This is a genomic window from Paenibacillus taichungensis, from assembly GCF_013359905.1.
Lineage (GTDB): Bacteria > Bacillota > Bacilli > Paenibacillales > Paenibacillaceae > Paenibacillus > Paenibacillus taichungensis.
This window is the reverse complement of sequence record NZ_JABMCC010000121.1, coordinates 1,102,488-1,127,111: the sequence shown is the minus strand read 5'-3', so window position 1 is coordinate 1,127,111 and position 24,624 is coordinate 1,102,488. Positions and strand designations below refer to the sequence as shown.

The 24,624-nt window shown below is 45.8% G+C and carries 22 protein-coding genes and 2 tRNA genes; 4 read left to right on the top strand and 20 right to left on the bottom strand.

The annotated features are described in order from the left end of the window. Positions 1-6 precede the first annotated feature (6 nt). Both HP548_RS32995 and HP548_RS32990 read right to left on the bottom strand, forming a co-directional pair. Positions 7-981, bottom strand: coding sequence for an iron-hydroxamate ABC transporter substrate-binding protein (locus tag HP548_RS32995; protein WP_076289770.1), 975 nt, complete (start codon positions 979-981; stop codon positions 7-9). A gap of 115 nt (positions 982-1,096) precedes the next feature. Next, the gene (locus tag HP548_RS32990) at positions 1,097-2,743 is read right to left on the bottom strand and encodes a helix-turn-helix domain-containing protein (RefSeq protein ID WP_175383988.1); all 1,647 of its coding nucleotides are present in this window, start codon (positions 2,741-2,743) and stop codon (positions 1,097-1,099) included. A gap of 530 nt (positions 2,744-3,273) precedes the next feature. Here HP548_RS32990 and HP548_RS32985 point away from each other — a divergent pair. Together HP548_RS32985 and HP548_RS32980 are read left to right on the top strand one after the other, a co-directional pair. Then, positions 3,274-3,555, top strand: coding sequence for an ArsR/SmtB family transcription factor (locus tag HP548_RS32985; protein WP_063568292.1), 282 nt, complete (start codon positions 3,274-3,276; stop codon positions 3,553-3,555). A 71-nt stretch (positions 3,556-3,626) separates the two neighbouring features. After that, the gene (locus tag HP548_RS32980; protein WP_175383987.1) at positions 3,627-4,823 is read left to right on the top strand and encodes an MFS transporter; all 1,197 of its coding nucleotides are present in this window, start codon (positions 3,627-3,629) and stop codon (positions 4,821-4,823) included. Between the two features lie 220 nt (positions 4,824-5,043). Here the strand turns inward: HP548_RS32980 and HP548_RS32975 are convergent. The 3 genes from HP548_RS32975 to nrdR form a co-directional block, all read right to left on the bottom strand. Further along, positions 5,044-5,116, bottom strand: a tRNA-Lys gene (locus HP548_RS32975). 16 nt (positions 5,117-5,132) lie between these two features. Further along, a tRNA-Ala gene (locus tag HP548_RS32970) sits at positions 5,133-5,205 on the bottom strand. A 185-nt stretch (positions 5,206-5,390) separates the two neighbouring features. Beyond that, on the bottom strand, positions 5,391-5,858 hold the full coding sequence (gene nrdR / locus HP548_RS32965) for a transcriptional regulator NrdR (protein ID WP_076289773.1): 468 nt from the start codon (positions 5,856-5,858) through the stop codon (positions 5,391-5,393). 115 nt (positions 5,859-5,973) lie between these two features. On the opposite strand from nrdR, the gene HP548_RS32960 reads away from it, so the two are divergent. Continuing rightward, a complete protein-coding gene (locus tag HP548_RS32960; protein WP_053783555.1) occupies positions 5,974-6,195 on the top strand; it encodes an alpha/beta-type small acid-soluble spore protein in 222 nt (73 codons plus the stop codon). Positions 6,196-6,302: 107 nt separating this feature from the next. On the opposite strand, the gene HP548_RS32955 is transcribed toward HP548_RS32960, so the two are convergent. The 12 genes from HP548_RS32955 to HP548_RS32900 all read right to left on the bottom strand — a co-directional run bounded on the left by HP548_RS32955 (position 6,303) and on the right by HP548_RS32900 (position 19,454). Continuing rightward, positions 6,303-6,866 (bottom strand): lytic transglycosylase domain-containing protein, encoded by a 564-nt coding sequence (locus HP548_RS32955; protein WP_063568107.1) that lies wholly within the window; start codon positions 6,864-6,866, stop codon positions 6,303-6,305. Next, the gene (gene coaE, locus HP548_RS32950; protein WP_099854714.1) at positions 6,863-7,459 is read right to left on the bottom strand and encodes a dephospho-CoA kinase; all 597 of its coding nucleotides are present in this window, start codon (positions 7,457-7,459) and stop codon (positions 6,863-6,865) included. The genes HP548_RS32955 and coaE overlap by 4 nt, the downstream gene beginning before the upstream one ends. A gap of 9 nt (positions 7,460-7,468) precedes the next feature. After that, the gene (locus tag HP548_RS32945; RefSeq protein WP_076289775.1) at positions 7,469-8,242 is read right to left on the bottom strand and encodes a manganese efflux pump; all 774 of its coding nucleotides are present in this window, start codon (positions 8,240-8,242) and stop codon (positions 7,469-7,471) included. 154 nt (positions 8,243-8,396) lie between these two features. Next, a complete protein-coding gene (gene mutM / locus HP548_RS32940; RefSeq protein WP_076289776.1) occupies positions 8,397-9,227 on the bottom strand; it encodes a DNA-formamidopyrimidine glycosylase in 831 nt (276 codons plus the stop codon). A gap of 116 nt (positions 9,228-9,343) precedes the next feature. Continuing rightward, entirely contained in the window at positions 9,344-11,998 is a 2,655-nt protein-coding gene (gene polA / locus HP548_RS32935; RefSeq protein ID WP_076289777.1) for a DNA polymerase I, read from the bottom strand. Between the two features lie 220 nt (positions 11,999-12,218). Next, positions 12,219-12,878, bottom strand: coding sequence for a phosphate signaling complex protein PhoU (gene phoU / locus HP548_RS32930; protein ID WP_076289778.1), 660 nt, complete (start codon positions 12,876-12,878; stop codon positions 12,219-12,221). Positions 12,879-12,940: 62 nt separating this feature from the next. Then, on the bottom strand, positions 12,941-13,696 hold the full coding sequence (pstB, locus tag HP548_RS32925) for a phosphate ABC transporter ATP-binding protein PstB (RefSeq protein ID WP_063568101.1): 756 nt from the start codon (positions 13,694-13,696) through the stop codon (positions 12,941-12,943). Positions 13,697-13,914: 218 nt separating this feature from the next. Next, complete coding sequence (locus HP548_RS32920; RefSeq protein WP_175383986.1) at positions 13,915-15,108, bottom strand: methyl-accepting chemotaxis protein; 1,194 nt, start codon at positions 15,106-15,108, stop codon at positions 13,915-13,917. 152 nt (positions 15,109-15,260) lie between these two features. Continuing rightward, positions 15,261-15,989: a response regulator transcription factor gene (locus HP548_RS32915; RefSeq protein WP_053783546.1), complete on the bottom strand. Its 729-nt coding sequence runs from the start codon at positions 15,987-15,989 to the stop codon at positions 15,261-15,263. Between the two features lie 115 nt (positions 15,990-16,104). Further along, positions 16,105-17,934, bottom strand: coding sequence for a two-component system histidine kinase PnpS (gene pnpS / locus HP548_RS32910; RefSeq protein WP_076289780.1), 1,830 nt, complete (start codon positions 17,932-17,934; stop codon positions 16,105-16,107). 30 nt (positions 17,935-17,964) lie between these two features. Beyond that, positions 17,965-18,309, bottom strand: coding sequence for a cupin domain-containing protein (locus tag HP548_RS32905; RefSeq protein ID WP_175383985.1), 345 nt, complete (start codon positions 18,307-18,309; stop codon positions 17,965-17,967). Between the two features lie 275 nt (positions 18,310-18,584). Continuing rightward, complete coding sequence (locus HP548_RS32900; protein WP_076289782.1) at positions 18,585-19,454, bottom strand: SDR family oxidoreductase; 870 nt, start codon at positions 19,452-19,454, stop codon at positions 18,585-18,587. A 433-nt stretch (positions 19,455-19,887) separates the two neighbouring features. Here HP548_RS32900 and HP548_RS32895 point away from each other — a divergent pair, with 433 nt between their 5' ends. After that, positions 19,888-21,447, top strand: a complete 1,560-nt coding sequence (locus HP548_RS32895; RefSeq protein WP_076289783.1) for a histidine kinase N-terminal 7TM domain-containing diguanylate cyclase — start codon at positions 19,888-19,890, stop codon at positions 21,445-21,447. A 228-nt stretch (positions 21,448-21,675) separates the two neighbouring features. On the opposite strand, the gene HP548_RS32890 is transcribed toward HP548_RS32895, so the two are convergent. The 3 genes from HP548_RS32890 to icd form a co-directional block, all read right to left on the bottom strand. Beyond that, a complete protein-coding gene (locus HP548_RS32890; RefSeq protein WP_099854726.1) occupies positions 21,676-22,101 on the bottom strand; it encodes a hypothetical protein in 426 nt (141 codons plus the stop codon). 138 nt (positions 22,102-22,239) lie between these two features. Further along, entirely contained in the window at positions 22,240-23,181 is a 942-nt protein-coding gene (gene mdh / locus HP548_RS32885) for a malate dehydrogenase (protein WP_076289784.1), read from the bottom strand. Between the two features lie 15 nt (positions 23,182-23,196). Next, positions 23,197-24,489, bottom strand: a complete 1,293-nt coding sequence (gene icd / locus HP548_RS32880; protein WP_062329572.1) for an NADP-dependent isocitrate dehydrogenase — start codon at positions 24,487-24,489, stop codon at positions 23,197-23,199. Positions 24,490-24,624: the final 135 nt, after the last annotated feature.

Here is a 24,624-nt window from a genome sequence, read left to right as displayed (position 1 = left end):
CAAGGTTTACTTGCCAAGAAAATGTTCGATAAAGAATTCCAGCTGGTATTCCATGCTCAGTGGATCATTGAAGTAAAATGCCTTGGCATCCGCTTCGAATACTCGATTATTTTTCACCGCATCAATATTTTTGTATGTTTCGGTATTTTGGAACGAATTGTCCTCATCGGCATTTTTACTGAATATTACATAGTCTCCCATGTAGTCTTTCAGTACTTCGTTCGATACAGCAAAGAATCCGTCTTTCTTGGTAGCTTCCTTGACCTTATCTGGCATGCCTAAACCGAATTGATCATACAGTATTTCCGTTCCACGTCCGAATTTCTCGCCATAAACATAAAGTTGTTTATTGAACGTTTCAATAACGGATACAGTCGCATTTGCGCCAATTTTAGCTTTGATTTCTTCCCCTACTTTTTTGCTTCGAGCGTCAAAATCTTCAACCCAAGCCTGTGCTTCTTTTTCTTTGTTCACAAGTTTTCCGATCTCCAGTTGTTGCTTGAGGAAGTCCACCTTACCATATGTATAGGTGACTGTTGGAGCAATTTGCTTCAGCTTGTCTACGTTCTTGATATCAGACAGGCCGATAATTAGATCTGGGTTCAATTCAATAATTTTCTCCAGACTTTCATCGGTAACCGCCTCTGTATTCGCTAGTTTATCTTTGAAATTTGGGTTCTCCTTGGACATTTCATCCACACCGACCAGCGGTACATCCAGTGCCATCACGTTTCCTGTCAGGAATCGGGTCAGCACAACCACACGTTGCGGGTGGGAGGGAACTTCCACAGGACCTGTCTCCGATTGATAAGTGAACGTGCCCGAATCTGACTCGGATGAAGAACCTGCTGAATCCGTGTTCGAAGAATTGGATTCGTTGGATGTAGTTGCATTCTCCGTTGTATCTTTGGCTGAGTTGCTTCCACAAGCGCTAAGCAATAAAACCAGAACTAATATAAATGGAACAAAAAGCTTTCTCATTAGATGACTCTCTCCCTTTTCTCTTTGAATATGAAAATCATTCTCATTACAATAGCTAATTATAGGCATGCAGGATGAACCTAACCATGCCTTTTTGTTTGAGAAAACCTTTGGATTATTGGATGGCAGTCCATAAGGATACAGCCCGTCCGAGCTGCAAACGAATGGAAACCGGATTGTAGGGTATCCACTCTTCCTGCTCCAGATGATAGATCCGATTTCGCTTCACTGCCTCAAGCCCTTTCCAGTATTCCGAGTTAAATATACCTTCTGAATGAGCCTTTGACCCTTTTTCATCTGGAAAAACAATGACGAGCATACGAGTGCCCTCGTAATCCTGAAGTTGCGAAAGTTGGATAGTAACCGAATGAAATTGGTCGCCAAACCTCTCTATTTCCTGGGCAATCTTGGCCGAAGGTCGTAATCCGAGCGATTGATACATCACATATCCGACATTTCTAATTCCATATATTTGTAAGGTATCCGGTTTTATGACGAGAATGGTCAGTGTCTCATTCACAATCGGGCTTGTTTGAATGGCTTCACGTGCCTGCTGTTCTTCCCTTTCAAAGTCTGCCAGCCATTGTTCTGCCTTCTCCAATCTTTGAATCGCCTGTGCGATAAACCGCAGATGTTCTTTCCACCCAAGCTCCATCCACGCAATTTCAACAATAGGAGCGATGGATCTCAGACGTTCAGAACTTAATCCGTTCATATGTAGATGCTGATTTGCTGCAATGATGAGCTCAATATTAGCATCTAGCAATACGGACTTTATTTGTTCAGGTGAACTGTCAGAATGGATAAAACGTATCGTTTGAGGTGGGCTAACTCCCTCTGTGCTTACATATTCGCTGCTTTCCGAGATGACTACCGCTGGTTCCAATCCAAGTAACATTAGATGGCTTGCATAAGGTGCACACCACACAGCCACTCGTTGAGAAGGTCTGCGACGTGTGTAACCTGATGGACTCTCTCCTGTTTGCTGCTTGAAACGACGACTAAGATAGAATTCATCTTTATATCCAACCTTCAGCGCGATCTCACGAAGTGAAGCGGACCCGCCAATCAATAACTCTTTGGCACGGTGAACACGCAAGCGTGAGAGATACTCATTCGGTGCGAATCCAGTTAGCTGCTTAAAAAGAGTGGAGTAGTGAGATCGACTGACCCCCGCAATTTCGGAAAGTCCTTCGGTTGTTATTTTCTCACTAAAATGGTTCTCCATAAATACGATGCTGCGTTCCATAGACGGTTGCTCACTCGCAATATATTTTGCTTCCATTCGTTCCAAAAGACTCATCAGTACTTGATGAAACAGAATCTGGTTACGCATATGCCTGACTTCATTGCCAGGTAAACGATACATATAGAGCTCCTCAAGCTGAGCTGCAATCGTTGGTTCATAGAACTCAATAAGGGTTCCTGACGCAAGCACACTGGACCGCCCCATGGCTTGCACGGGCAGTGATCTCTTCTGTTCTTGTGTGCTGATGGATAGCGTGAATATATGAAGAGGATGCATCTGATTCCCCTGTATTACAACATCACTCTTCGCCGGAACAAGGATTACTATCCCATCGGTGAGTTCGTAGATGTGATCGTCGAGATGAAGTGAGCCCTTACCACTCGAAACAGCCAATAGAACGGTCAAGTTCTCATGGATTCTATGTATCGGCATGGTTGACGTACTATATAATGATTGAATGCTGTCTGCTGTATATATTGGAAAATAGGACTCTGCCCATTCCGAGTTGTTCATTTTCTTATCCTCCGTGACTGTTATGCCTGTTAGCGGGAAACTAAATTAATCGTCCGTTCTGGGGTCACTCATTCCACTTACTGATGAGGGATGATGCCTGATAAACGGCTCTGTATGACTATTTTAACATTGTGGCTTCCTCCAGAATACTAGCGTTCAATTATAAATAGCTTTTACGATTGTCGCCATAAGTATGGCAAAAATTTCAACCGTATTCTACAACGCAAGTTACTTTTACATAACGGTCTCAAATAAAACATTCCATCCTATCCTTATTTAACTCGAAGTTTAATCATGTTGCGGGGAGAGCTGATTCAGGCTGCGAACCCAAGAAGCCGGAAGCACCAGATTTCAGGTGTTCCTGGCATGAGAGCCTGGCAAGGTGGTAGCTATTTTGACGGAAAGCCCAAGCGACTCATCTGTTAAAATAACTACACAGTCTTATTCTCTGTTTACATTCAAAAAAAGGTGTGCTACATTATTTTTACGGATATAGAAATAACTACATTTAAAAAAAAGGTGAATTTACGATGGTAGAAGAAAATGCGAATGTGCGTCAAGCTATTAAAGTGTACAAAGCGCTCGGAGAACCCACGAGAATCAAAATTGCCTTACTCCTTACGGAGGAGACAACTTTGTGTTGCTCGGATATCGAGTCTAAGCTGGAATCAGTGGCCAGCTCAACGCTTTCCCATCACTTGAAGCAATTGACAGACTGTGGACTGTTGAACCTCCGCAAGGAAGGAACGTATATCTACTACAGCGTAAACCGCGAAATGGCACAGAAATATGCGCCTTATTTGCTGGAGTAATTTTTTTTGAACATTATTTCTATAGAACTAGAAATATAAAACATTAAAGTATAGAGAGGAGCTTTACCAGTATGTCGAATGCATTGAAAATTTATATGCTGGCTATTATTAGCTTTCTAGTTGGGACATCCGAATATATTATTGCAGGGATTTTGGATAAGGTGGCTGCAGATGTAGGTGTCTCCGTATCGGTCGCAGGTCAGCTGATTACCGTTTTTTCTCTGGCCTATGCCTTCGGCACACCGATCGTCATAGCCGTCACTGCACGTATGGAGAGACGTAAACTTCTCCTTTATGCGCTTGGTGTATTTGCAGTAGGCAACCTGATTGCCGTCACGTTACCCGGCTTTACATTCTTGCTCGTATCGCGTATTGTTCTCGCAATTAGTACCGGCGTGTTTCTCGTTACCTCATTGACGGTTGCTGCCAAGCTCGCTGCACCTGGCAAACAAGGAAGTGCGATTGCAACTCTTATAATGGGTTTCAGTGCCTCCTTAATTATCGGAGTTCCACTTGGAAGAGTCGCCGCTTCGGTTTATGATTGGAAGCTCATTTTCGGCGTTATCGGTCTACTAGGTTTGTTTGCCATGTTCTTAATCCTTATTGCTATTCCCCAATCCAATGGCGAGGCGCCTGTTCCGATTCGCAAACAGTTTGCACTGTTGAAGAAACCTGAAATTGCGATCGCGTTGGTTGTCGCCTTCATGTGGATTGGTGGATACTCTGTTGTTTACACCTATATTTCGCCCTACTTGCTGACCATAACCAAATTAAGCGAGCAAAGCGTAAGCATCGCACTCTTCTCTTTCGGTATCGCTAGCTTGTTTGGTTCTAAATTCGGCGGTTACAGCACCGATAGATGGGGAGCTCCCCGCACATTAGTCATCGGAATGCTGTTTAATACCATGGCTCTAGTTCTGCTCTCACTAGATGGACAATCGCCGTTGATCGTATTCCCACTTCTGATGTTTTGGTCTTTCACCGTTTGGTCTTCGAGCCCTACCCAGCAGTTTTATTTATTGTCACTTGCTCCAGAGGCATCGGGCATTATGCTTAGTATGAATACCTCCGTGTTGCATCTTGGCATGGCCGCTGGTGCTGGTCTTGGCGGTGTTGTCGTCGAGCAGGCATCACTGAGCTACATCAGTTGGATCGGCGCAACGAGCGTCATTCTGGCTGCTGTAACTGCTGCTACCTTCTTCCGTATTTCCTACTTGCGCAAACGCCGCGAAGAAGTAAAATGCAGCCTAGTCGAGACTTGTGCGTAATTCAAATCTCCCCAAAAAAACCAGGCTGCTAATTTACAGCACCCTGGTTTTTGTTTTTCTATTCAAGTCGGGTCAGGAATTTGTTTTTCTTCCCGTGGCGCAGCACGACAATTTCGTCATATAGTTAAGCATTTTGCCACTTAAAGACTCTGTAACTGTATAAAAGCAATCAAGTTGTCTCCTAATAAAAAAAGAACGGCATCTCTGCCGTTCTTTTTGATGGACTCTCAGGGACTCGAACCCTGGACCAATTGATTAAGAGTCAACTGCTCTACCAACTGAGCTAAGAGTCCATATGATGTTCTTGTATGGAGCCTAGGGGGATCGAACCCCTGACCTCATCGCTGCCAGCGATGCGCTCTCCCAGCTGAGCTAAGGCCCCAAATTATGAATATAACAAGTTGTCCAAATCTGCAATGCTCCGCAGGCGACTCCTATATCATATAAAATACAGCTTTTGCTGTCAACAACTTTTTCTTGAAGCTAAAGTGATTGGAGAAGAACAACCTTTTTACTGGAACACACAGATGGTAACCCCAGAATGCTCTTCCCCTTTTACCCGTTTCACTAATCCACGTTGTCATCTTTGGACAATAGGGATTTGAGTTCTTTCATAAACATATTGATGTCTTTGAATTGACGGTACACCGAAGCGAAGCGCACATAGGCTACTTCATCCACTGGAAATAGCTGTTCCATCAGTAGTTCGCCAATCTGACGGCTCTCTACTTCAGCATCGGCTGTATTTCGCAGAGACTTCTCTACCTCAGATACCATCATTTCAAGTGTCTCCACAGAGACCGGACGTTTCTCACAAGCCCGGATCAGGCCACGAAGAATCTTGTCCCGGCTAAATTCCTCACGACTGCCGTCCTTCTTAATGACGATCAGCGGTGTTTCTTCCACCATTTCAAAAGTTGTAAATCGACGGCTACATTGCTCACACTCACGACGACGACGAATCGATTTCGATTCATTGGCCGGCCTTGAATCAAGCACCTTTGTGCCCAGATAGGCGCAATAAGGACATTTCAAATCAGATCACTTCCCATGTTTTACTTTTTACCAGAAATTGCCTACATGCATTTAGTTATGAAAATCGTATTGCCGACACATAATACTTTTACCAACCGCGAGGAGGTGAACAGCAATGGCACAAAGCAATGGTAACTCCAACAACTTGGTGGTAACTAAAGCTTCCGCAGCTCTCGAACAACTGAAATATGAAGTTGCTCAAGAACTCGGAATCAGCATCCCACAAGACGGATACCAAGGTAACATGACTTCTTACGAGAACGGTTCGATCGGTGGATACATCACGAAGCGTCTGGTAACAATTGCAGAACAGCAATTGGCAGGTCAATACCAATAATATCTGCATCGTAATACGGTACACAGAGGAGCATGGAGCGGCCGGTGAACAACCGGCCTGCTCGGTGCTTCTACTTATTTTAGACCATGAATCCAGATTGTATTAACTTAGAACGTATTATAGATCTTTACATACTGATTATAATAATAAATGACGCGTTGTACATAGTGCCGGGTTTCACCAAACGGAATATCTTTGACCGTCTCGAATGAACCATCCCATACGCCATCCCTTAGCCATGAGTTCACTTTACCTGGACCTGCATTGTAAGCAGCAATCATAGCCGCTTCATTCCCGTCAAATTGATCTGACAGGTTGCGTAGATACCAGGTACCCAGCTGAATATTCCTTTCAGGCTCGTGCTTCAATTCTTCCAGTGAGGTGCCAGGAATTTTGGCTTGCTCCATAATCCAGTTAGCAGTGTCTGGCATCAGCTGCATTAATCCGATGGCACCTCTCTTGGATTCCTTGCTTGTCTTAAAATTGGTCTCCACCTTGATGATGGAAGCGATGAGAAACGGATCAACCTCATAACTCTGAGACTGGGCACGAATCTCTTCCTTATAATGAATCGGATAGAACCATGACATCCAATTGGTATTCAGGAACAGCACCAATACAAAAGACACAAACATCAACAACAATACCCGTTTCTTACGCAGCAATCTCATATTAGGCCCTTACGATGCAAAAAAGAAATGAGTTGCTGCTCCGTCTCTGACCACAAGCCGCTGTTATCAATAACCACGTCAGCACGCTGCTTCTTATCTTCAATATCCATTTGCACGTCGATACGGGCGTCTGCCTGTTCCGCCGTCATTCCATCCCGGCTCATCAGTCGTTCCCGCTGCACTGATCTCGGAACGTAAACAACCATCACTTCTTCGAAGCCATCCTCCAGCCCTGACTCGTACAACAATGGAATATCCGATACGACCAGCTTGTCCGGATGTTCAAGCTCATACAGAGCAGCGCGCTCGCGCATCTCCTTGCGGATCGCTGGATGTGTAATCGCCTCAAGTGCCTTACGCTCCTCTGGATTCTGAAACACAATACTGCCAAGCTTTTTCCGATCCAATGTTCCGTCCTCATTCAATATGGCTTGTCCGAACCGCTGTACAGCCGCAGCCAAAACGGGATGCCCGGGCAGCATTACTTCCCGGGCAATCACATCTGCATCAATGAGCAACGCTCCCTTACTGGCGAGAAAGGCGGACACGCTGCTTTTGCCTGTCGCGATCCCGCCGGTTAAGCCAATATTCATTATTTCACCTCACAACAACTTCATTATTCCCATAAACATTAATAAAAGCGCAGGTAATACAGATAATCTTCGCATCCACCGCAAAGCAGCAAAGCGTAATCCAACTTTCATGCCCAGAGACAGAAATGCCCCGCTGAACAACGCAATAACTAATGCTGTCCACAAAGTTGGGAATCCCAATAACGCTGCCCCTAATCCTGCACCGAAAGCATCCAGAGAAAGGGCTATACCAAGCCACATCGCTTCTTGGACGGATATACTGCCCGAGTTATCCATATCTGCCTTCGAGGGACTCCGCAGAATTTGTATAACTACACCCAGCTTCCGTAGCTCAAGTGTAAAGACCATTCGTTCCAGAGATCCTCCAGAAGCAGATGGCTCAAGTTCAAGCGCGAGCACCTGATTTCTGCCCTTCGGCTGAGCTTCTGGTGAGGCTTGCGTACTACTGCGGATTGTTCCTGCTCCTGTTCCCTCACCCACTCCATTGTCCGTTTCCAGCTGTTCCTTGCCCCGTTTTCGAATGAGTTGCAGCAACGACCATGCGCCAATACCGATCAGAATAACCGCTCCAACAATTGAAGCCACGTCCGGAGATACGACATGAGACAGCAGCACACCTACTTGCATCGATAATGCAATAACCAGACCCGAACAGATGGAAATGACGACAATGGATAACAGCGGAATTTTAGTTCTCCGCAGCCCATATGTAATCCCGACTCCAAAACCATCTAAACTAAGCGCCAAAGCAAGCGCCAGTAATGAAATAAAATGATGCAGCACCCCGGATTCCTCCCCTGTGCGGAACTCGTTCCATCTGGCAGCTGCCAGTATGGGTATACGCCCGCTTATTTCTGCCATATCAGTATATGGAGGGAGGAATCCAAGGGTGCTACAATTTGACGATTTCGTTCATGCTACCAAACCCATCAACGATTTAGAGCAGCGGTTGACAGTTTGGACAGTAATGCGTTCCCCTACCGCCTACTACACTCTTCTCGATTAATGTGCCACACGTTGCACAGGGTTCAGACTTGCGTCCATATATTTTCAACTGATGCTGGAACATTCCCATCTCGCCCTGTCCATTGACATAGGACTTAATGGAGGAACCTCCTGCATCCACCGCATCCTGCAGCGTAACCACGATCGCTTCATGCAGCACGGTTAACTGGGCTTCGGTCAATGTCTTGGCAATGGTCTCGGGATGAATACCTGCGCGGAACAATGCCTCGTCCACATAAATATTCCCGATGCCGACCACATATGCCTGATTTAACAAGACGGCTTTGATTTTGGTCGTTCGTTTGCCAACAGCATCACGGAATGCAGCTACAGTAAACGCAGGATCAAGCGGCTCCAGCCCCAGTTTCAACAAAGGTTTGGATACCAGTTCCTCCCCTGCATTGAAGAGATGCATTGTACCGAATTGACGGACATCCTTGTAACGTAATTCTGTACCATCGGTAAAGTGAAAGATAACATGGGTATGCTTCTCCACTTCCTCATGCTGTTGGTACACCCCGTACCTGCCTTCCATCCGCAGATGGGAGACAAGCACCAGCCCGTCCAGCAAAATACGCAAAAACTTGCCTCTGCGCTCCACACCGATCACGGTATGTCCCTTAAGTTCCATTGCAAATGCATCTATGTCGTCCGGCCGCTGAATAATCCGCGGCAAGCTAACGGTAACGGAGTCAATGGTCTTGCCAACAATAAGTTGATTCAATGTTCTTCTGACTGTTTCGACTTCCGGTAATTCCGGCATGATGTTCTCACCTCCCCTATATTATAACGGAAGATGGCGCTCAGCGGGACCCCTTCTTGTGTCGAAAACAGTTGAAAAATATTTTGTAAAATAACGGAAAACCCGCTTAGGATCTATTATTTAGCCTCGTACCAGTTCTCTCCGTAGCTGACTTCTGCTTTTAGCGGTACTGACAGCTCCAATGCTTTTTCCATCACAGAAGGAACCAGCTCTTTCATCAGTTCCAGCTCATCCGCAGGCACTTCGAATACAAGTTCATCGTGCACCTGTAGCAGCATGCGACTCTTCAGCTTGCGTTCACGCAGCGCTTCATCCATCTGTACCATGGCAAGCTTGATGATATCTGCCGCAGTTCCCTGAATCGGTGTATTCATCGCTGTCCGTTCCGCGAAGGAACGCAGGTTAAAGTTGCTTGCATTGATTTCTGGCAGATAACGACGGCGTTCCAGCAACGTTTTGACATAACCATCCTGACGGGCTTCCTTCACAATATCATCCATATATCGGCGAACACCCTGGAATACTTCAAAGTATTGATCGATAAACTGTGCTGCCTCTTTCCGCGTGATGTGCAGGTTCTGCGAAAGGCCGTAATCACTGATGCCATATACAATCCCGAAGTTAACCGCCTTGGCAGAACGACGCATGTCTCCATCCACCTCTTCTGGCTTCACACCAAACACATCGGAGGCCGTCTTCGTATGGATATCCATGTCCTGAACAAAAGCTTCCTTCAGCCGCTCATCATCTGAAATATGTGCAAGGACGCGCAGTTCAATCTGCGAATAGTCTGCTGCCAAAATGGACCAGCCCGGCTCGGAAGGAACAAATACCTTCCTGATTTTACGACCTTCCTCCATCCGAATCGGAATGTTCTGCAAGTTCGGGAACTGGCTGCTCAGACGCCCAGTAGCCGCGATCGTCTGACGGTAAAACGTATGCACCTTGCCATCCTTATCTGAAATCTCTTTGAGCAGTCCTTCTACATATGTGGACTGTAACTTGGCAAGTTGACGATATTGCAGAATATGTTTGACCACATCATTATATGGAGCCAGCTTCTCTAATACTTCGGCATCCGTAGAGTATCCTGTTTTTGTTTTCTTCACCACAGGCAGACCTAGTTTATCGAATAAAATCTCACCCAGCTGTTTCGGTGAATTCAGATTGAATTCCGTGCCGGAAAGCTTGTAGATTTCCGCCATCAACCTGCTGATATTTTCTTCGAACTCACTACCCAAAGCCTGCAAATCTGCCGTATTAGCCTTAATGCCCTGTTTCTCCATATCTGCAAGAATACGTGACAACGGCATCTCGAGTTCATGGAAAAGTGCGTTCATCTCATTGCTCTCCAGTGCCTGCTCCTGGAGTGGAATAATGGCTGCTACTGCGGCCGCTTTGCGACATAGAAAATCGCCCAGTATATCCGCCTCAGGCACCCGGTATTTTGCACCTTTGCCCATAACCGTATCATCCTCCACAAGGGAAGGCAGACCATACTTCGTGGTCAGGCCACTGATCGTCTGATTCGATTCGGTTGGATCTAGCAAATAGGCAGCCAGCTGCACATCAAATGACGCTCCAGCAAACTCAATGCCATGCGCATGCAATGCCAGATCAACACGGTGCAGATCATAACCACGCTTGGGTTGATCTGCATTGCCAAGCCACTCTCTTACCGGGGCCGCTGCCTCAGACTGAAGCAATTCGGGAGACAGGAATGTATAGGTTCCGGCTGAACCAACAGCAAGTCCAATTAGTTTCGCCTGATGCGGGTTATCGCCATGTGTCTCCACATGCAGCACATCAATGGATTCGAGTGAACCGAACAGTTCACTAATCGTTTCTTCTGTTGCAATGGAGGATTCCACTGCGGCAGCCGGAACGGCTTCCTGTTCAGAAACTACACTTGCACGGAATGACAGGCGCTCAAGCAAAGACTTGAATTCGAGCTTGGCCAAAGCCGGACCTGCCAGTTCCTCTTTTAAGCCAGCAAACTGCATATCTTCCCAAGTTTGTTCCAATGGAACTTCACGGTGGATCGTGGCAAGCTGCTTACTCATACGTGCATCTTCGGCGTGAGCCTCAATCTTTTCTTTCATTTTTCCCTTTAACTCACCTGTACCATTAAGAACCTCTTCAACCGAACCGAACTGGTGCAGCAGTTTCAGAGCCGTTTTCTCCCCGACGCCTGGAATGCCCGGAATATTGTCGGACGCATCGCCCATCAGACCTTTGAGGTCAATGATTTGCAGCGGGGTCAGACCATATCGCTCCTTAATCTGAGCAGGATCGTATAGCTCAATCTCGGTTACCCCTTTGCGCGTAAGCCCGATATGCACATGTTCAGAGGCAAGCTGCAACATATCTTTGTCACCTGACACAACGAGAACCTGTCTTCCAGCTTCGTCCGCACGCTTCGTTAATGTTCCGATAATGTCATCCGCTTCAAACCCTGCAAGCTCAAACTGGGCAATCCCGAAGCCCTGAAGCAGCTCTTTCAGCAGCGGAAATTGCTCGGACAACTCCGGTGGTGTTTTCTCACGACCACCCTTATATTCCTGGTAACCTTCGTGCCGGAACGTAACTTTGCCTGCATCAAATGCCACCATCACATGTGTCGGTTTATGCTCTTCCAGCAAGCGCAGCAACATCGTGGTGAAGCCGTAAACCGCATTGGTGTGCAAGCCTTTCGAGTTAGTTAGCGGTGGCATTGCAAAAAACGCCCTGTAAATAATGCTATTTCCATCTATAAGAATAAACTTGTCCATTCCAGCACCTCGCGTATCGTATGGTCAATCCTTCAATTACATCTACTCTCATGATACCATACACACCAGTTACAACAAAAAAATTAGTCATCTTTATAGGTCATGATTTGGCCTGCAAAAAAAGGAACTCCCTCAGCGGGTGACCTGTTCACAGGCCGCCCGAGAGAAAGTCCCTTCATTTCGCTACGAATAATACCCCAATTCCACTATAAGCGGTTACCTATTGATTCAAATCAGGGCGTTTTCCTGTTACCAGATACACCGTGCTCTCACCAATATTTGTTGCGTGGTCACCAATCCGTTCGATATAACGTCCTACCAACATCAAAAGCATCGCTTGGGAAGCCTTATTTGGATGGTCTGTCATAAACGAGTAGAGATCACTGATCATATGACTGTACAATTGGTCAACCTGATCATCGGTCTGAGCCATTTTGTAGGCCAGATCCGTATTTTCTTTCAGGAAAGATTCAATGGATTCCTCAATCATGGACTTCACGATTTCCGCCATTCTTGGAATATCCACAAGCGGTTTAATGAGCTCCTGCCCGTCCATACGAAGGGTCACTTTGGCCACATCCAGCGCAAGGTCACCCATACGCTCCAAGTCACTTGAGATTTTGAAGGCAACAATAATGCGTCGCAAATCCTTCGCTACCGGCTGTTGTGTAATGATGAGCTTGGAACCCAGTTCCATAATCTTGTCTTCCAGGGCATTCAGATTCGCATCATTCTTGATGATGACCTGAGCTTTCTCGGCATCCATCGTCTGTAAACTTTCAATAGCACCATCCAAAGCTGTGCCTACATGCTCACCCATTTGCCGAAGCAATGTGCGCAGTTCCTCAAGCTCCTGATCAAATTCTTTTCTGCGAATCATAGATTCCATGTCCTCCTTATCCATCATCTCCGGACACGCCGGGATCGTTCGAACTCAGCTGCTTATCCGAACCGTCCGGATATATAATCCTCGGTTCTGGAATCCTGCGGTGTGGAGAACAACGTTTCTGTATCTGCTGCCTCCACCACTTCTCCGTTCAGGAAAAATACTGTACGACCCGATACACGTGCAGCTTGGTGCATGTTGTGGGTTACCATTACAATCGTGTATTTGTGGTGCAATTCCTTGACCAGTTCCTCAATTTTAAGCGTTGAGATTGGATCAAGTGCAGATGTTGCTTCATCCATCAACAGTACGTCAGGCTGCACGGCCAGAGCACGCGCAATACAGAGGCGCTGCTGTTGTCCACCAGAGAGACTGAGTGCTGATTTTTTGAGCACATCCTTTACTTCATCCCACAGTGCAGCATGAACGAGACTCTGCTCAACCAAACGATCCAGTTCGGCTTTTTGCGTCACCCCGTGAAGTCGTGGTCCATAGGCCACGTTATCGTAAATGGATTTTGGAAAAGGGTTAGGCTGCTGAAATACCATTCCGACCCGCTTGCGCAGCGTCTCTACTTCAATCTCATTGCTATAAATGTCAGAACCGTCCAACATAACTTGTCCTTCCACACGTACGCCTGGAATCATGTCATTCATCCGATTCAATGTACGAAGCAAGGTCGATTTACCACAGCCCGACGGACCAATAAATGCGGTAACCGTCTTCTCCGGCAGGTCCATCGATATATTTTTAAGCGCGTGATGCGTATCATAGTATAAATTAAGTCCTTCAATGTGAATGAGGTCCTTCATGGATGTTCACTTCTCCTTCGCGGCAGGGACAACCAGATTCCCTTACGTAGACCGATGCCAATGATTGAACTTGGCTCTCGGTCATCTATAATATCCTACCCTCTCATTGTAAAAACAGTATCACTTTCATGTTAACGGAATGTAAAAAGAGACATCTTTCACACCCACGACCCTCCTATCCGATCATTGTGTATGAATGATGTCCATCCTACCTTCGTTTAGTCATCCGCCTGGACCATATCTTGCAGTCTCTCCCGAATGTGCCCAGCCAATTCTCCCGCCGTATTGCCTTCCATCGCGATATCCGCTGCAATATGGGACATGCCTGCTACAGCCGTGTTCAACTGTTTGAACGCAGCCCCACCTTCGTTTACATGAACAGAGCTGTTATCAATCTCTGCCGAGCTTGCTCTCACCAGTTCTACAGTCTGTCTGGTCAATCCCCCGATATCATCCAGTAAAGAGGACATACTACCCGCAACCTCACGGGTCTGCTTCGCTAGTGCGCGAATCTCACCAGCGACGACCTGGAAACCCCGTCCATAATCCCCCGCATGTGCCGCTTCAATGGAAGCATTCATGGCGAGTAGCCCGCTTTGGTCAGCCAATGAACGAATGGAACGCGCCATCCCGGAACCCATATCGATGGAGCGAAGCATGTCATCCGCGTGCTTCTGCTGGCCCTCCATATGCTGATATACACGGTTATAGGAAGCATCAACCTGATTGAGACTGCTTGCTCCCCGTTCGGATAACTGCATGATCTGAGACGCTTCTTGCCCCGCCTTTCGAGCTGCTTGAACCAGTTTGATGACAGAGTCGTTAATTCTCGTTATTTCCTGCCTGCTCTGTGTAATAATATGTACACGTTCTTCCGAAGCCACATGCTGCAGCTTACGGGAAAGGGACATGACATCCCTCATCGTCAGCACACCTAGAAATCGGTCTTCTTCCGTAACGATCAAACAATCGTAGAAATATTGCTCACTGCGCGCCAGAGCAATGTCAATAATCGCAGTCGCTTCTGCATGCACATCGACAATAACAGGAGAAGTGTCCGCTACATGAACAACCGGCTTCCGATAGAAGAGATCTGCCGCGAAGCGTCCATTCAACATCCGGTATAAGGTCTCTCGCATCAACAAACCTAATGGGTGCATGTGATCATCACATAATACAATACAAGGGTACTCCTGATCCTGATTGAGCAGGCTTGCCGCTTCCCCACAGGTAGTGTGAACGTCAATTACAGGTATTTGACGGCAATAATCCCTTAATGAGATTACATTCTCTTTGGTGACCCCAACTTTATCATCATCTTTTTGCTCTCCCATGGGAGCTATAACTTGATCCTGTTGCGTATCTATTATTTCTTCGGGCTGGTCGAGCTTCACTTCGAGCAACATGGGCATAAATGCGCAATCTCCTTTACGTATGAGCTCCGTCCTGAGGTGGGATATGTAGGTACAAAGTATCACTCAGACAGCTTCATCCTACTCCCTATACGTAAAGGAAAATAATTGTTTGTGTTAACGGAATGTAAAATAAAACTCCCCGATCATTGTTAACTTGAATGATGGGGAGTTTTTCTTTTTACAACTAATTTATAACCTACACCGCGAATTGAATCAATGTGAACCGATTCCGGATCAAGCTCCAACTTTTTCCGTAATGAACTGACATGAACGTCCACCGTGCGCTGTCCTCCGATATAATCGAAGCCCCAGACCGCATTCATCAGATCATCCCGAGTAAGCACAACACCCGGCTTCTTGGCCAGATAAAGCAGTACCTCGAATTCCTTGGGACGAAGACTGATGGATTGTCCACCCAGTGTCACTTCATACTTCAAAGGATAAATCTCAAGCTCTCCCAGAATAATACGTGAACCGTCCTTATCCTCTGGCTGCGGCAAATCTTCACCATTCGAATAACGTCTTAATACTGCATCTACACGTGCAAGCAATTCAGATACACCAAATGGCTTCGTAATATAATCATCGGCACCTGATTTTAAGCCTTGTACAACTTCGGCTTCACCGTTTTTGGCTGTGAGAATAATGACCGGTGTGCTGACACCCTGAATTCGTAACTTGTTCAGAATATCCAGACCATTCATTCCAGGAAGCATCAGATCCAGCAGAATCAGATCAAATTCCTGGGACAACGCCCGATCATAACCTGAAGATCCGTGATCCTCAGCAATAACATCATAGCCCTCTTGTGTCAGGTTGTACGTAAGCAATCTTGATAATGTTGGTTCATCTTCAATAACGAGCAAACGCTGCGCCATGATACCCCTTCTCTCCTATAGGTTGTCTGTTGCCACAACACTTTGTTTATCATAGCACCTAATTGTTAACTCTGTGTAAAACAGCGCATTCCTTTTACATTTCACTTCCATTGCACTAGATTTCTTCATCCTGAATTAATGGAAGGATAACACGAAACGTAGTCCCCATGCCAAGTTCACTCTCTACAGACAGTTTGCCATGGTGCAATTCTACCAGATGTTTCACAATTGAAAGTCCAAGTCCAGTTCCTCCCGAATTACGGGATCTGCCCTTGTCTACCCGATAGAAGCGTTCAAAAATCCGCGGCAAATCTTTCTTCGGAATACCAATTCCTGTGTCGGATACTGCAAATACAACTTCTTCTTCGTCCTCATTATGTTCAACCGACACTTGTAGTTTTACCCGCCCACCCTCAGGAGTGTAATTAATGCCGTTGGATAACAGATTAATAAAGATCTGCTTCATTTTATCCTCATCAGCTTCAATATACAATTCTTCGGGAACATTCATCTCCAGCCGAATCTCTTTCTTCTCCGCCACCTTGGACAAGGTACCCAGAACCATCTCGAAGAACGAATGCACATGCACGGGTGAACACTGCAGGGGAGCCCGTTTGGACTCAATTTTGGACAATTCCAGAATATCTCCGATCAATCGGTTCAGTCTGTCACCTTCATCATATATGATTTGCAAGAATGAACGCTCTGTCTCTTTATCCTGTACGCCACCGCTAAGAAGCGTTTCGGCAAAACCTTTGACTGCAGCTACCGGCGTCTTAAGTTCATGAGATACATTTGCTACGAACTCACTGCGCATCGATTCCAGCCTGCGGATTGCTGTTACATCCTGAAGGAGGAAGAGCATTCCCCGATAAGCGCCGTCATCTTCAGACATCGGTACTCCATCAATACGAATCAATTTTTCCACCGGATTGAACACACTTACTTCTTCATGCATTGGTTCTCGCAATGCAACACTTTCTTCAATCGTGCGCGTCAGCTCATAATGCCGCTTCAATTCAATATAAGGTTTCCCGGTAACCCGCTCCGCCTGAATGCCAAGCATACGCTCCGCTTCCCGGTTAACCAGCGCAATGGATTGACCTGCATCAATCATGATAATGCCGCCTGTCATGTTGGCAAGCACGCTTTGCAGCAGCGCTTCATTATCTCTAATCGTTTTTAGCTGCATCTGAAGGCTGTCTGCCATTCCATTAATGGCAAGTCCCAGTTGACCGATCTCATCATTTCGAGTTACATCCACTCTCGCATCATAATCCAGCTTGGTGATCCGGTGAGCCACCTTCGTAATATGCTCAATGGGTGATGTCAGTCCCCGCGCAACCCGGTAACTTACCAGAGCCACAATCAGAAACAGAAGGCCCAGGGTGAAGAACATCAAAATCCATCCCTGCTGAAGGCCCTGATCTACAGCTTCAAGGCTCATGGATAGTCGAATGTAACCGTCAAATTTCCCATTGGGTAACTCAATCATGTCGCTTTGATCCGAATTCACAGGAAGCGCAACATACAGCATGTCCTGTCCTAATGTTGCACTATAACGAATTGACTGACCATAGTTTTGTCCAACCGCTTCTTTAATCTCCTGACGGTTCAAGTGGTTGTCCATTGAATTGGGATCGCTCTCCGAGTCGCCAATGACCGTTCCGTCTTTATTGATAAAGGTTACCCGTGAATCCGTCAGTCGATCCAGCTCGACAGCACGTTCAGAGTAATATTTCTGTGTCTCTGCATTGTTTGGATCAGTTGCATCATGAAACGGGAACGTTGCTTTGAGCAAGTTGATCTCACGCACCATCGTTTGCTCCAGTGCGGTAATGTGAGTAGTCTTAAAAACTCTGCCCATCGTATAACCCGCAACAATGACGGAAATACCGATCAGCACCATCATAATGATGGCAAGGCGAATTCGGAACGGTCTCATCTATCTCTTCCTTTGTTATAAAATTAATAATTACGTATCCATTTCTATTCGATCACCACGAGTGGTGGGCTGTGAAATAACAAGAAACTCCACATCTGCTTCTCCACGATTCTGCATCTGATGTGGCATCTTCGGCGCAATTTCTATCCCTTCATCGGGTCCGAGCATGAACTCTTCCCCGTTAAGTTCCATACAGGCCTCACCACTAAGGATGAAAAAGAACTGACGACTTATCGAATGATAATGCCGGGTTTCAGATGTTCCTGCAGGCATACGTTCATGAATAACGCTCAGTGCTTCATTTTGGACGAGATGCCAGCCATCACATTGTCCACCCCATATATAGTGTGCTGCATTTTGTTTGCTAATCTTCATATGACCGCCCCCGAAGCTTACTTGTTCGGTCTATATCATATCACAGATAGCATGGAGACCCTGCCATTTTTGATAAGCAGCAGAGCGGCAGCTGTTCTAGAACTATCCACTGGCAAGCCTAATGATAAAATATCATGATTGTATCAACGCCGATCACGACTTTTGTAAACAGGATCAAAATTAAATCCATTTCGCAATATACTCATAAAAAAAGACGTATCGACCAGTCGTGCTGGTAAACGATACGCCTTCATTCGAATTACGCCGTCAATGGATTATCCGTTGACCACTTCGCCGCCATTAACGTGCATCACCTGACCGCTCACGTAGGAAGAATCGTCCGAAGCGAGATACACGTAAGCTGGAGCCAGTTCATCCGGTTGCCCTGGACGTTTCATCGGCTGAGTTGCACCAAATTCGCTCACTTTTTTCTCATCAAATGTGGATGGAATGAGCGGGGTCCAAATCGGCCCTGGAGCGACAGCATTCACACGAATTCCCTTCTCCACAACGTTCATCGACAAGGAGCGTGTAAATGAAGTGATAGCTCCTTTCGTAGATGAATAATCAATTAACGTCGGATTTCCGCGATATGCGGTAATGGAGGTTGTATTAATGATTGTACTGCCTTTCTTAAGATGTGGCAGAGCAGCCTGTGTAATATAAAACATGCCAAAAATATTTGTGCGGAACGTACGCTCCAACTGTTCTGGAGTAATATCCTCCAGCTGCTGCTGGGGATGCTGCTCCGCTGCATTATTCACGACAATATCCAGCTTGCCCAGCTGATCTACTGTCTGTTGCACGGATTTCTTGGCAAAGGCATTGTCACCAATGTCACCGGCAATCAAAATACATTTGCGTCCTTCCTGCTCGACCTGACGTTTGGTCTCTTCTGCATCCTCATGTTCACTCAGGTATACAATCGCTACATCTGCGCCTTCCTTCGCATAGGTAACGGCAACAGCACGTCCAATTCCGCTGTCTCCACCCGTGATCAGAGCAACCTTATCCAACAATTTACCGGCTGCTTTATATTCAGGTTTCTCAAACTCTGGCTTAGGGTGCATCTCCGATTCAATACCCGGGCGCTGATTCTGATGTTGGGCTGGCATCGTCTTTTTGTTTTGTGTGTTGGTTGACATCTGGCATTTCTCCTCTCAAAATGGAATATCTGATCTAGTCTCATTCTGTAGGATGGCATGAACATTACAGATTATTCCCTTTTTCAATTGTCATGCTCCAAAGTCCCTGATCTATTGCCTCGATACATACTTACCACTCGCTTTTGGCGGTTAAACAACAAATTCCCTATACTAAAATGGTTGTTTCTTTATCTTCTCTCGTAAACATGCTGTAACTGGGGCAAAGCCGCATTGAGTTCGATCTATATTTCCAAACATTCGAAATTTTTTCGAAATTGACCGATTCACCACCCAAATTGTATTCCTATGCCGTAGGGGCTGATGTACAATGTACAGTATACAGATAAGCTTTAAACAGCATTAATTCAGTTTGAATGAAACTGTCGTACTTCCAACTTAGCAAATATTCTGATCTAATATGGAGACCTAACCCATGGAATCGCACATTAATTCTTATATAACACTTGTAACTACTTCAGCTGTGCTGAATGTTTTTCTGTGTTTATATACTTATGTTAGAAGAGCAGAAATCCCCAGTTCGAAGATATTCATTCTCTATACAGCAGCTCTGTCTGTTTACACCTTCGGATACGCGATTGAACTCGCCAGCAATACACTGGAGCAGATGAAATTCTGGACGGTCGTCGAATACATCGGCATGCCTTTCTCCGCCTCTCTTGGACTGATGCTCATGATGCAATACACAGGTAAGAAGTTATCCAAAAAAGCTTCTGCGGCGCTGTTTGTAATCCCTTCCATTACCTTGTTCATGGTCGCAACAAATGATTTTCATCATCTTTTCTATAAAAGAGTATGGCTAAGAGAAGACAGTCCCGTCCCTCTAATGGATATTGCTATAGGGCAATGGTACGTTGTTCATGGTGCATTCACCTTTTCTTGTCTGCTATGTGCCTGCCTTATTCTCGTCGGACAATGGAAACATACCAAAAAGATGTATCGTCGTCAGTTACTCACACTGATCACTTCACAACTTATTCCTATGGTAGCGGCCTTTGTGTATTTGCTTGGTCTGACCCCAGGTGGTATGGACCCGGTTCCGGTTCTCATGTGCATTACATCCGCAATGTACATCTGGGCCATTCTATCATCCCGACTGCTAACCATTGTACCTATTGCCAAAGATAGTATCTTTGAGAGCATGCGTGAAGGCGTTATTGTGCTGGATAGTTCCAATCGTCTCGTCGATTACAACAAATCTCTGCGTGATATGCTTCCAGAGCTTGATTTCAGCATGGTGGGTCAACATTTAAACGATATATGGCTGTCCCTTGCCGGCGAGACCTTTCCAGTAGAATATGGCCGAGAAGGTCTGCAAACCGATTTGTACTGGCAATTGAGCGGAGAGACCGTCTGTTATCAAGTAAGGACCTCTTATGTTTATAACAAAGAAGGACAGGCCGTTGGCACTCTGATTATGCTGATTGATATTACAGAGCAACGTTTCCTTCAGGAACAACTGAAACAAATGGCTTACTTTGATGGTCTCACCAAAATTTATAACCGTACGCAGTTCCTACTTAGAGGTCGAGAGATACTGAGCGAAGCCCAGCTTAATCTGCGGCCTGCAGCCTTTATATTATTTGACATTGATTTTTTCAAACGAATTAACGATACCTATGGACATGACGTTGGCGATCAGGCGATCATTCATGTGGTCTCTGTATGTAATCGTTATCTGAATTCGGAGATGTTGTTTGCACGTTATGGAGGAGAAGAGTTTGTTATCGCGGTACCCAATGCCTCCCTCCAAGACGGTGAGCAGCTTGCTGAGAAGTTACGCGTGGCTTTGTTGAATGACCCGCTGGAGGTACAAGGTACTCGTATTCCACTGACTTCAAGCTTTGGAGTGGCGCAATATAATGGAGGGTCCGATTCTTTGGAATCCTTACTGCGTGATGCCGATACAGCACTATATGAATCCAAGCGTAACGGTCGTAACACCGTATTTGCCCACGCTGTGAGCCTGAGTTAACTAAATGTAGAGTAAACAAAGTGAACCTATACATGCCGCTAGTTCAACACCACACACCTTGCTTCTTGTCAGACATTTTGCCAAAATAAAGCGAACAAAAATAGACAGCCTCTGGGCTGTCTATTTCACTACGATTCAAGATTTCACTTTCTTATTCAGCTTGTCCCAACGTTAGAAGTGCAAACGTTTTAAGTTAAGCTCGCCAATAAAACTTGTTCGCAGCAGTTATTAGATTACCTGGTTGTTTACCATCAGATATACCATAATGAGCAGGAATACGGCCAGTAATGTGCTGAACGTACGAATCTTGCTCTGCTCTGCACTGACGTCACGATTGCTTTTCACAGCCTCTGCTGCCAACCGTAGCGGTTTCCCCATAATGCCACCAATTGCTGCGATAGCCAGCAACAATACCACTACTACGCCCATCCACACATAGGAATAGTCACCCTTGGTCATCAAGTAACCACCCGTAAGAAGCTGAATCACAAGTCCGTACTGTGCGATACGGTTCAATGAACGGAGCGATGCAAATGCTCCCTCTTGAGCGGCGACACTCAAGGTCCGGATTTTGCCAACTACGAATGGCAAGATCAGATAGAAGCCCATCGCCAGTGCTCCAATAATATGGAGCAAATACATAATCATTGTCAAAATGTCCATCCTCCTCAAAAATTTCATTCAGTGTGCTATACATCACATCTCATTATACTGGGGAACTTATCCAAAGAAAAGAAAACCTCCGGATGATCCGGAGGTTTTCTGTCTGTTCCTGTCAAAAAAATTTCAAACTTACAGGTTTACTACTGAAATGACGTTACGAACCGAATCCGCAGATTTGTCTAGTCCCGCTTTTTCTTCAGCAGTCAGTTCCAGTTCAAATATTTTTTCGATTCCGTTACCACCCAGAACGGTTGGCACACCAAGGAACAAGTCGTTGTAGCCATATTCCCCTTCAAGGTAAGCAATAACCGGAATGATTCGTTTTTTGTCTTTCAAAATGGCTTCAGTCATTTGCACCAATGAAGCTGCTGGTGCATAATATGCGCTGCCATTTCCAAGCAGGTTCACGATCTCACCGCCGCCAACACGTGTGCGTTGTACGATGGCTTCAATGCGATCTGCCGGGATGAGGGTATCGATTGGAATCCCGCCAACGCTGGAATAACGAACGAGTGGTACCATATCGTCTCCGTGTCCGCCAAGCACGAATCCACGGACGTCTTCAACCGATACATTCAGCTCTTGTGCAATGAATGTACAATAACGTGCAGTATCCAGTACACCGGACTGACCGATTACGCGGTTTTTAGGAAAACCAAGCGTCTGATAAGCTGCATATGTCATTGCATCTACCGGGTTGCTTAGAATAATGACGATGGAATCAGGGCAATATTTTTTCACATTTTCACAAACAGACTTCACGATTCCTGCATTCGTGTTGACCAGATCATCACGACTCATACCCGGTTTACGGGCAATACCTGCCGTAATAATAACAATCTCCGAACCTGCAGTATCCTCGTAGTTGGAAGTACCGACGATATTGCTGTCGAAGCCCTGAACAGGACTAGCTTCCCACATGTCGAGCGCTTTACCTTTAGTCGGGTTTTCCAGTTGTGGAATATCAACCAGAATTACATCCCCGAGTTCTTTTTGGGCAAGCATCAAAGCCGTTGTAGCTCCGGTAAATCCGGCGCCGACTACTGTGATTTTTTTGCGCTGAATAGTCACGATTCACATCTCCCCTTACAGGTTTTTAATGATTTGATCAGCAAATTCAGAACATTTCACTTCAGTAGCGCCGTCCATCAGACGTGCAAAGTCATAAGTTACTGTTTTGTTGTTGATGGAAGTTTCCATACCTTTGTAGATCAGGTTAGCTGCTTCTTGCCATCCCAGGTGCTCAAGCAACATAACGCCGGACAGAATAACGGAACCAGGGTTCACGACATCTTTGTCTGCATATTTAGGTGCAGTACCATGAGTAGCTTCGAAGATAGCATGTCCTGTTACATAGTTGATGTTCGCTCCTGGAGCGATACCAATTCCGCCAACTTGTGCAGCAAGTGCATCGGACAGATAGTCACCGTTCAGGTTCAACGTTGCGATTACATCGAACTCACCTGGACGAGTCAATACTTGTTGCAGAGCGATATCGGCAATAGCATCTTTCACGATGATTTTGCCAGCATCTTCAGCTGCTTTTTGAGCTGCATTAGCTGCATCCGTACCGTCTTTTTCTTTAATGATATCGTATTGTGCCCAAGTGAACACTTTATCAGCGAACTCTTCTTCAGCAACTTCATAACCCCAGTTTTTGAAGGCACCTTCTGTAAATTTCATGATATTACCTTTGTGTACCAATGTAACGCTCTTACGATTGTGATCGATGGCATATTGTACTGCTGCACGTACCAAACGTTTGGAACCTTCAGAGGATACTGGTTTGATACCAATACCGGAAGTTTCAGGGAAGCGGATTTTGTTTGCTCCCATCTCCTGTTGCAGGAATTGGATTACTTTTTTCACTTCTTCGGAACCTTCTGCGTATTCAATACCCGCATAGATATCTTCCGTATTCTCACGGAAAATGACCATGTCTACCAGCTCAGGACGTTTAACCGGAGAAGGTACACCATCAAAATAACGAACAGGACGCAAGCAAGTGTACAGATCCAGTTCTTGACGAAGCGCTACGTTCAGGGAACGAATTCCGCCGCCGATTGGTGTAGTCAGTGGTCCTTTAATCGCTACGATATACTCGCGAATGGCTTCAAGCGTATCGTTTGGCAGCCACTCCCCGTATGTATTGAATGCTTTCTCGCCAGCAAACACTTCGTACCATGCGATTTTTTTGTTGCCGTCATATGCTTTTTCAACAGCTGCATCCAATACACGTTTCGAAGCTTTCCAGATGTCACGGCCTGTACCGTCACCTTCGATAAATGGAATGATCGGGTTATTAGGTACTTGCAGTGTACCGTTATCAATTTGAATTTTTTCGCCTTCAGTTGGGTGAGCAAATTTTTCTAATTTCATTAGTATAATTCCTCCTTGGGTTTCGTAGATGCAGTATGATGACATACCGCTTGTCTTGTTGGAGGAAGGGTTATGAACAGGCTGACCGTATTAGCCAACAGGTTATACCCTTCACTCCGTCCTTTTTTATTATAC

Bases quoted from the DNA above. Each gene is read 5' to 3' on its own strand.
- HP548_RS32995 (WP_076289770.1), bottom strand. From the start codon at position 981: ATGAGAAAGCTTTTTGTTCCATTTATATTAGTTCTGGTTTTATTGCTT.
- HP548_RS32990 (WP_175383988.1), bottom strand. From the start codon at position 2,743: ATGAACAACTCGGAATGGGCAGAGTCCTATTTTCCAATATATACAGCA.
- HP548_RS32985 (WP_063568292.1), top strand. From the start codon at position 3,274: ATGGTAGAAGAAAATGCGAATGTGCGTCAAGCTATTAAAGTGTACAAA.
- HP548_RS32980 (WP_175383987.1), top strand. From the start codon at position 3,627: ATGTCGAATGCATTGAAAATTTATATGCTGGCTATTATTAGCTTTCTA.
- HP548_RS32960 (WP_053783555.1), top strand. From the start codon at position 5,974: ATGGCACAAAGCAATGGTAACTCCAACAACTTGGTGGTAACTAAAGCT.
- HP548_RS32955 (WP_063568107.1), bottom strand. From the start codon at position 6,866: ATGAGATTGCTGCGTAAGAAACGGGTATTGTTGTTGATGTTTGTGTCT.
- coaE (WP_099854714.1), bottom strand. From the start codon at position 7,459: ATGAATATTGGCTTAACCGGCGGGATCGCGACAGGCAAAAGCAGCGTG.
- mutM (WP_076289776.1), bottom strand. From the start codon at position 9,227: ATGCCGGAATTACCGGAAGTCGAAACAGTCAGAAGAACATTGAATCAA.
- polA (WP_076289777.1), bottom strand. From the start codon at position 11,998: ATGGACAAGTTTATTCTTATAGATGGAAATAGCATTATTTACAGGGCG.
- phoU (WP_076289778.1), bottom strand. From the start codon at position 12,878: ATGATTCGCAGAAAAGAATTTGATCAGGAGCTTGAGGAACTGCGCACA.
- pstB (WP_063568101.1), bottom strand. From the start codon at position 13,696: ATGAAGGACCTCATTCACATTGAAGGACTTAATTTATACTATGATACG.
- HP548_RS32920 (WP_175383986.1), bottom strand. From the start codon at position 15,108: ATGCCCATGTTGCTCGAAGTGAAGCTCGACCAGCCCGAAGAAATAATA.
- HP548_RS32915 (WP_053783546.1), bottom strand. From the start codon at position 15,989: ATGGCGCAGCGTTTGCTCGTTATTGAAGATGAACCAACATTATCAAGA.
- pnpS (WP_076289780.1), bottom strand. From the start codon at position 17,934: ATGAGACCGTTCCGAATTCGCCTTGCCATCATTATGATGGTGCTGATC.
- HP548_RS32905 (WP_175383985.1), bottom strand. From the start codon at position 18,309: ATGAAGATTAGCAAACAAAATGCAGCACACTATATATGGGGTGGACAA.
- HP548_RS32900 (WP_076289782.1), bottom strand. From the start codon at position 19,454: ATGTCAACCAACACACAAAACAAAAAGACGATGCCAGCCCAACATCAG.
- HP548_RS32895 (WP_076289783.1), top strand. From the start codon at position 19,888: ATGGAATCGCACATTAATTCTTATATAACACTTGTAACTACTTCAGCT.
- icd (WP_062329572.1), bottom strand. From the start codon at position 24,489: ATGAAATTAGAAAAATTTGCTCACCCAACTGAAGGCGAAAAAATTCAA.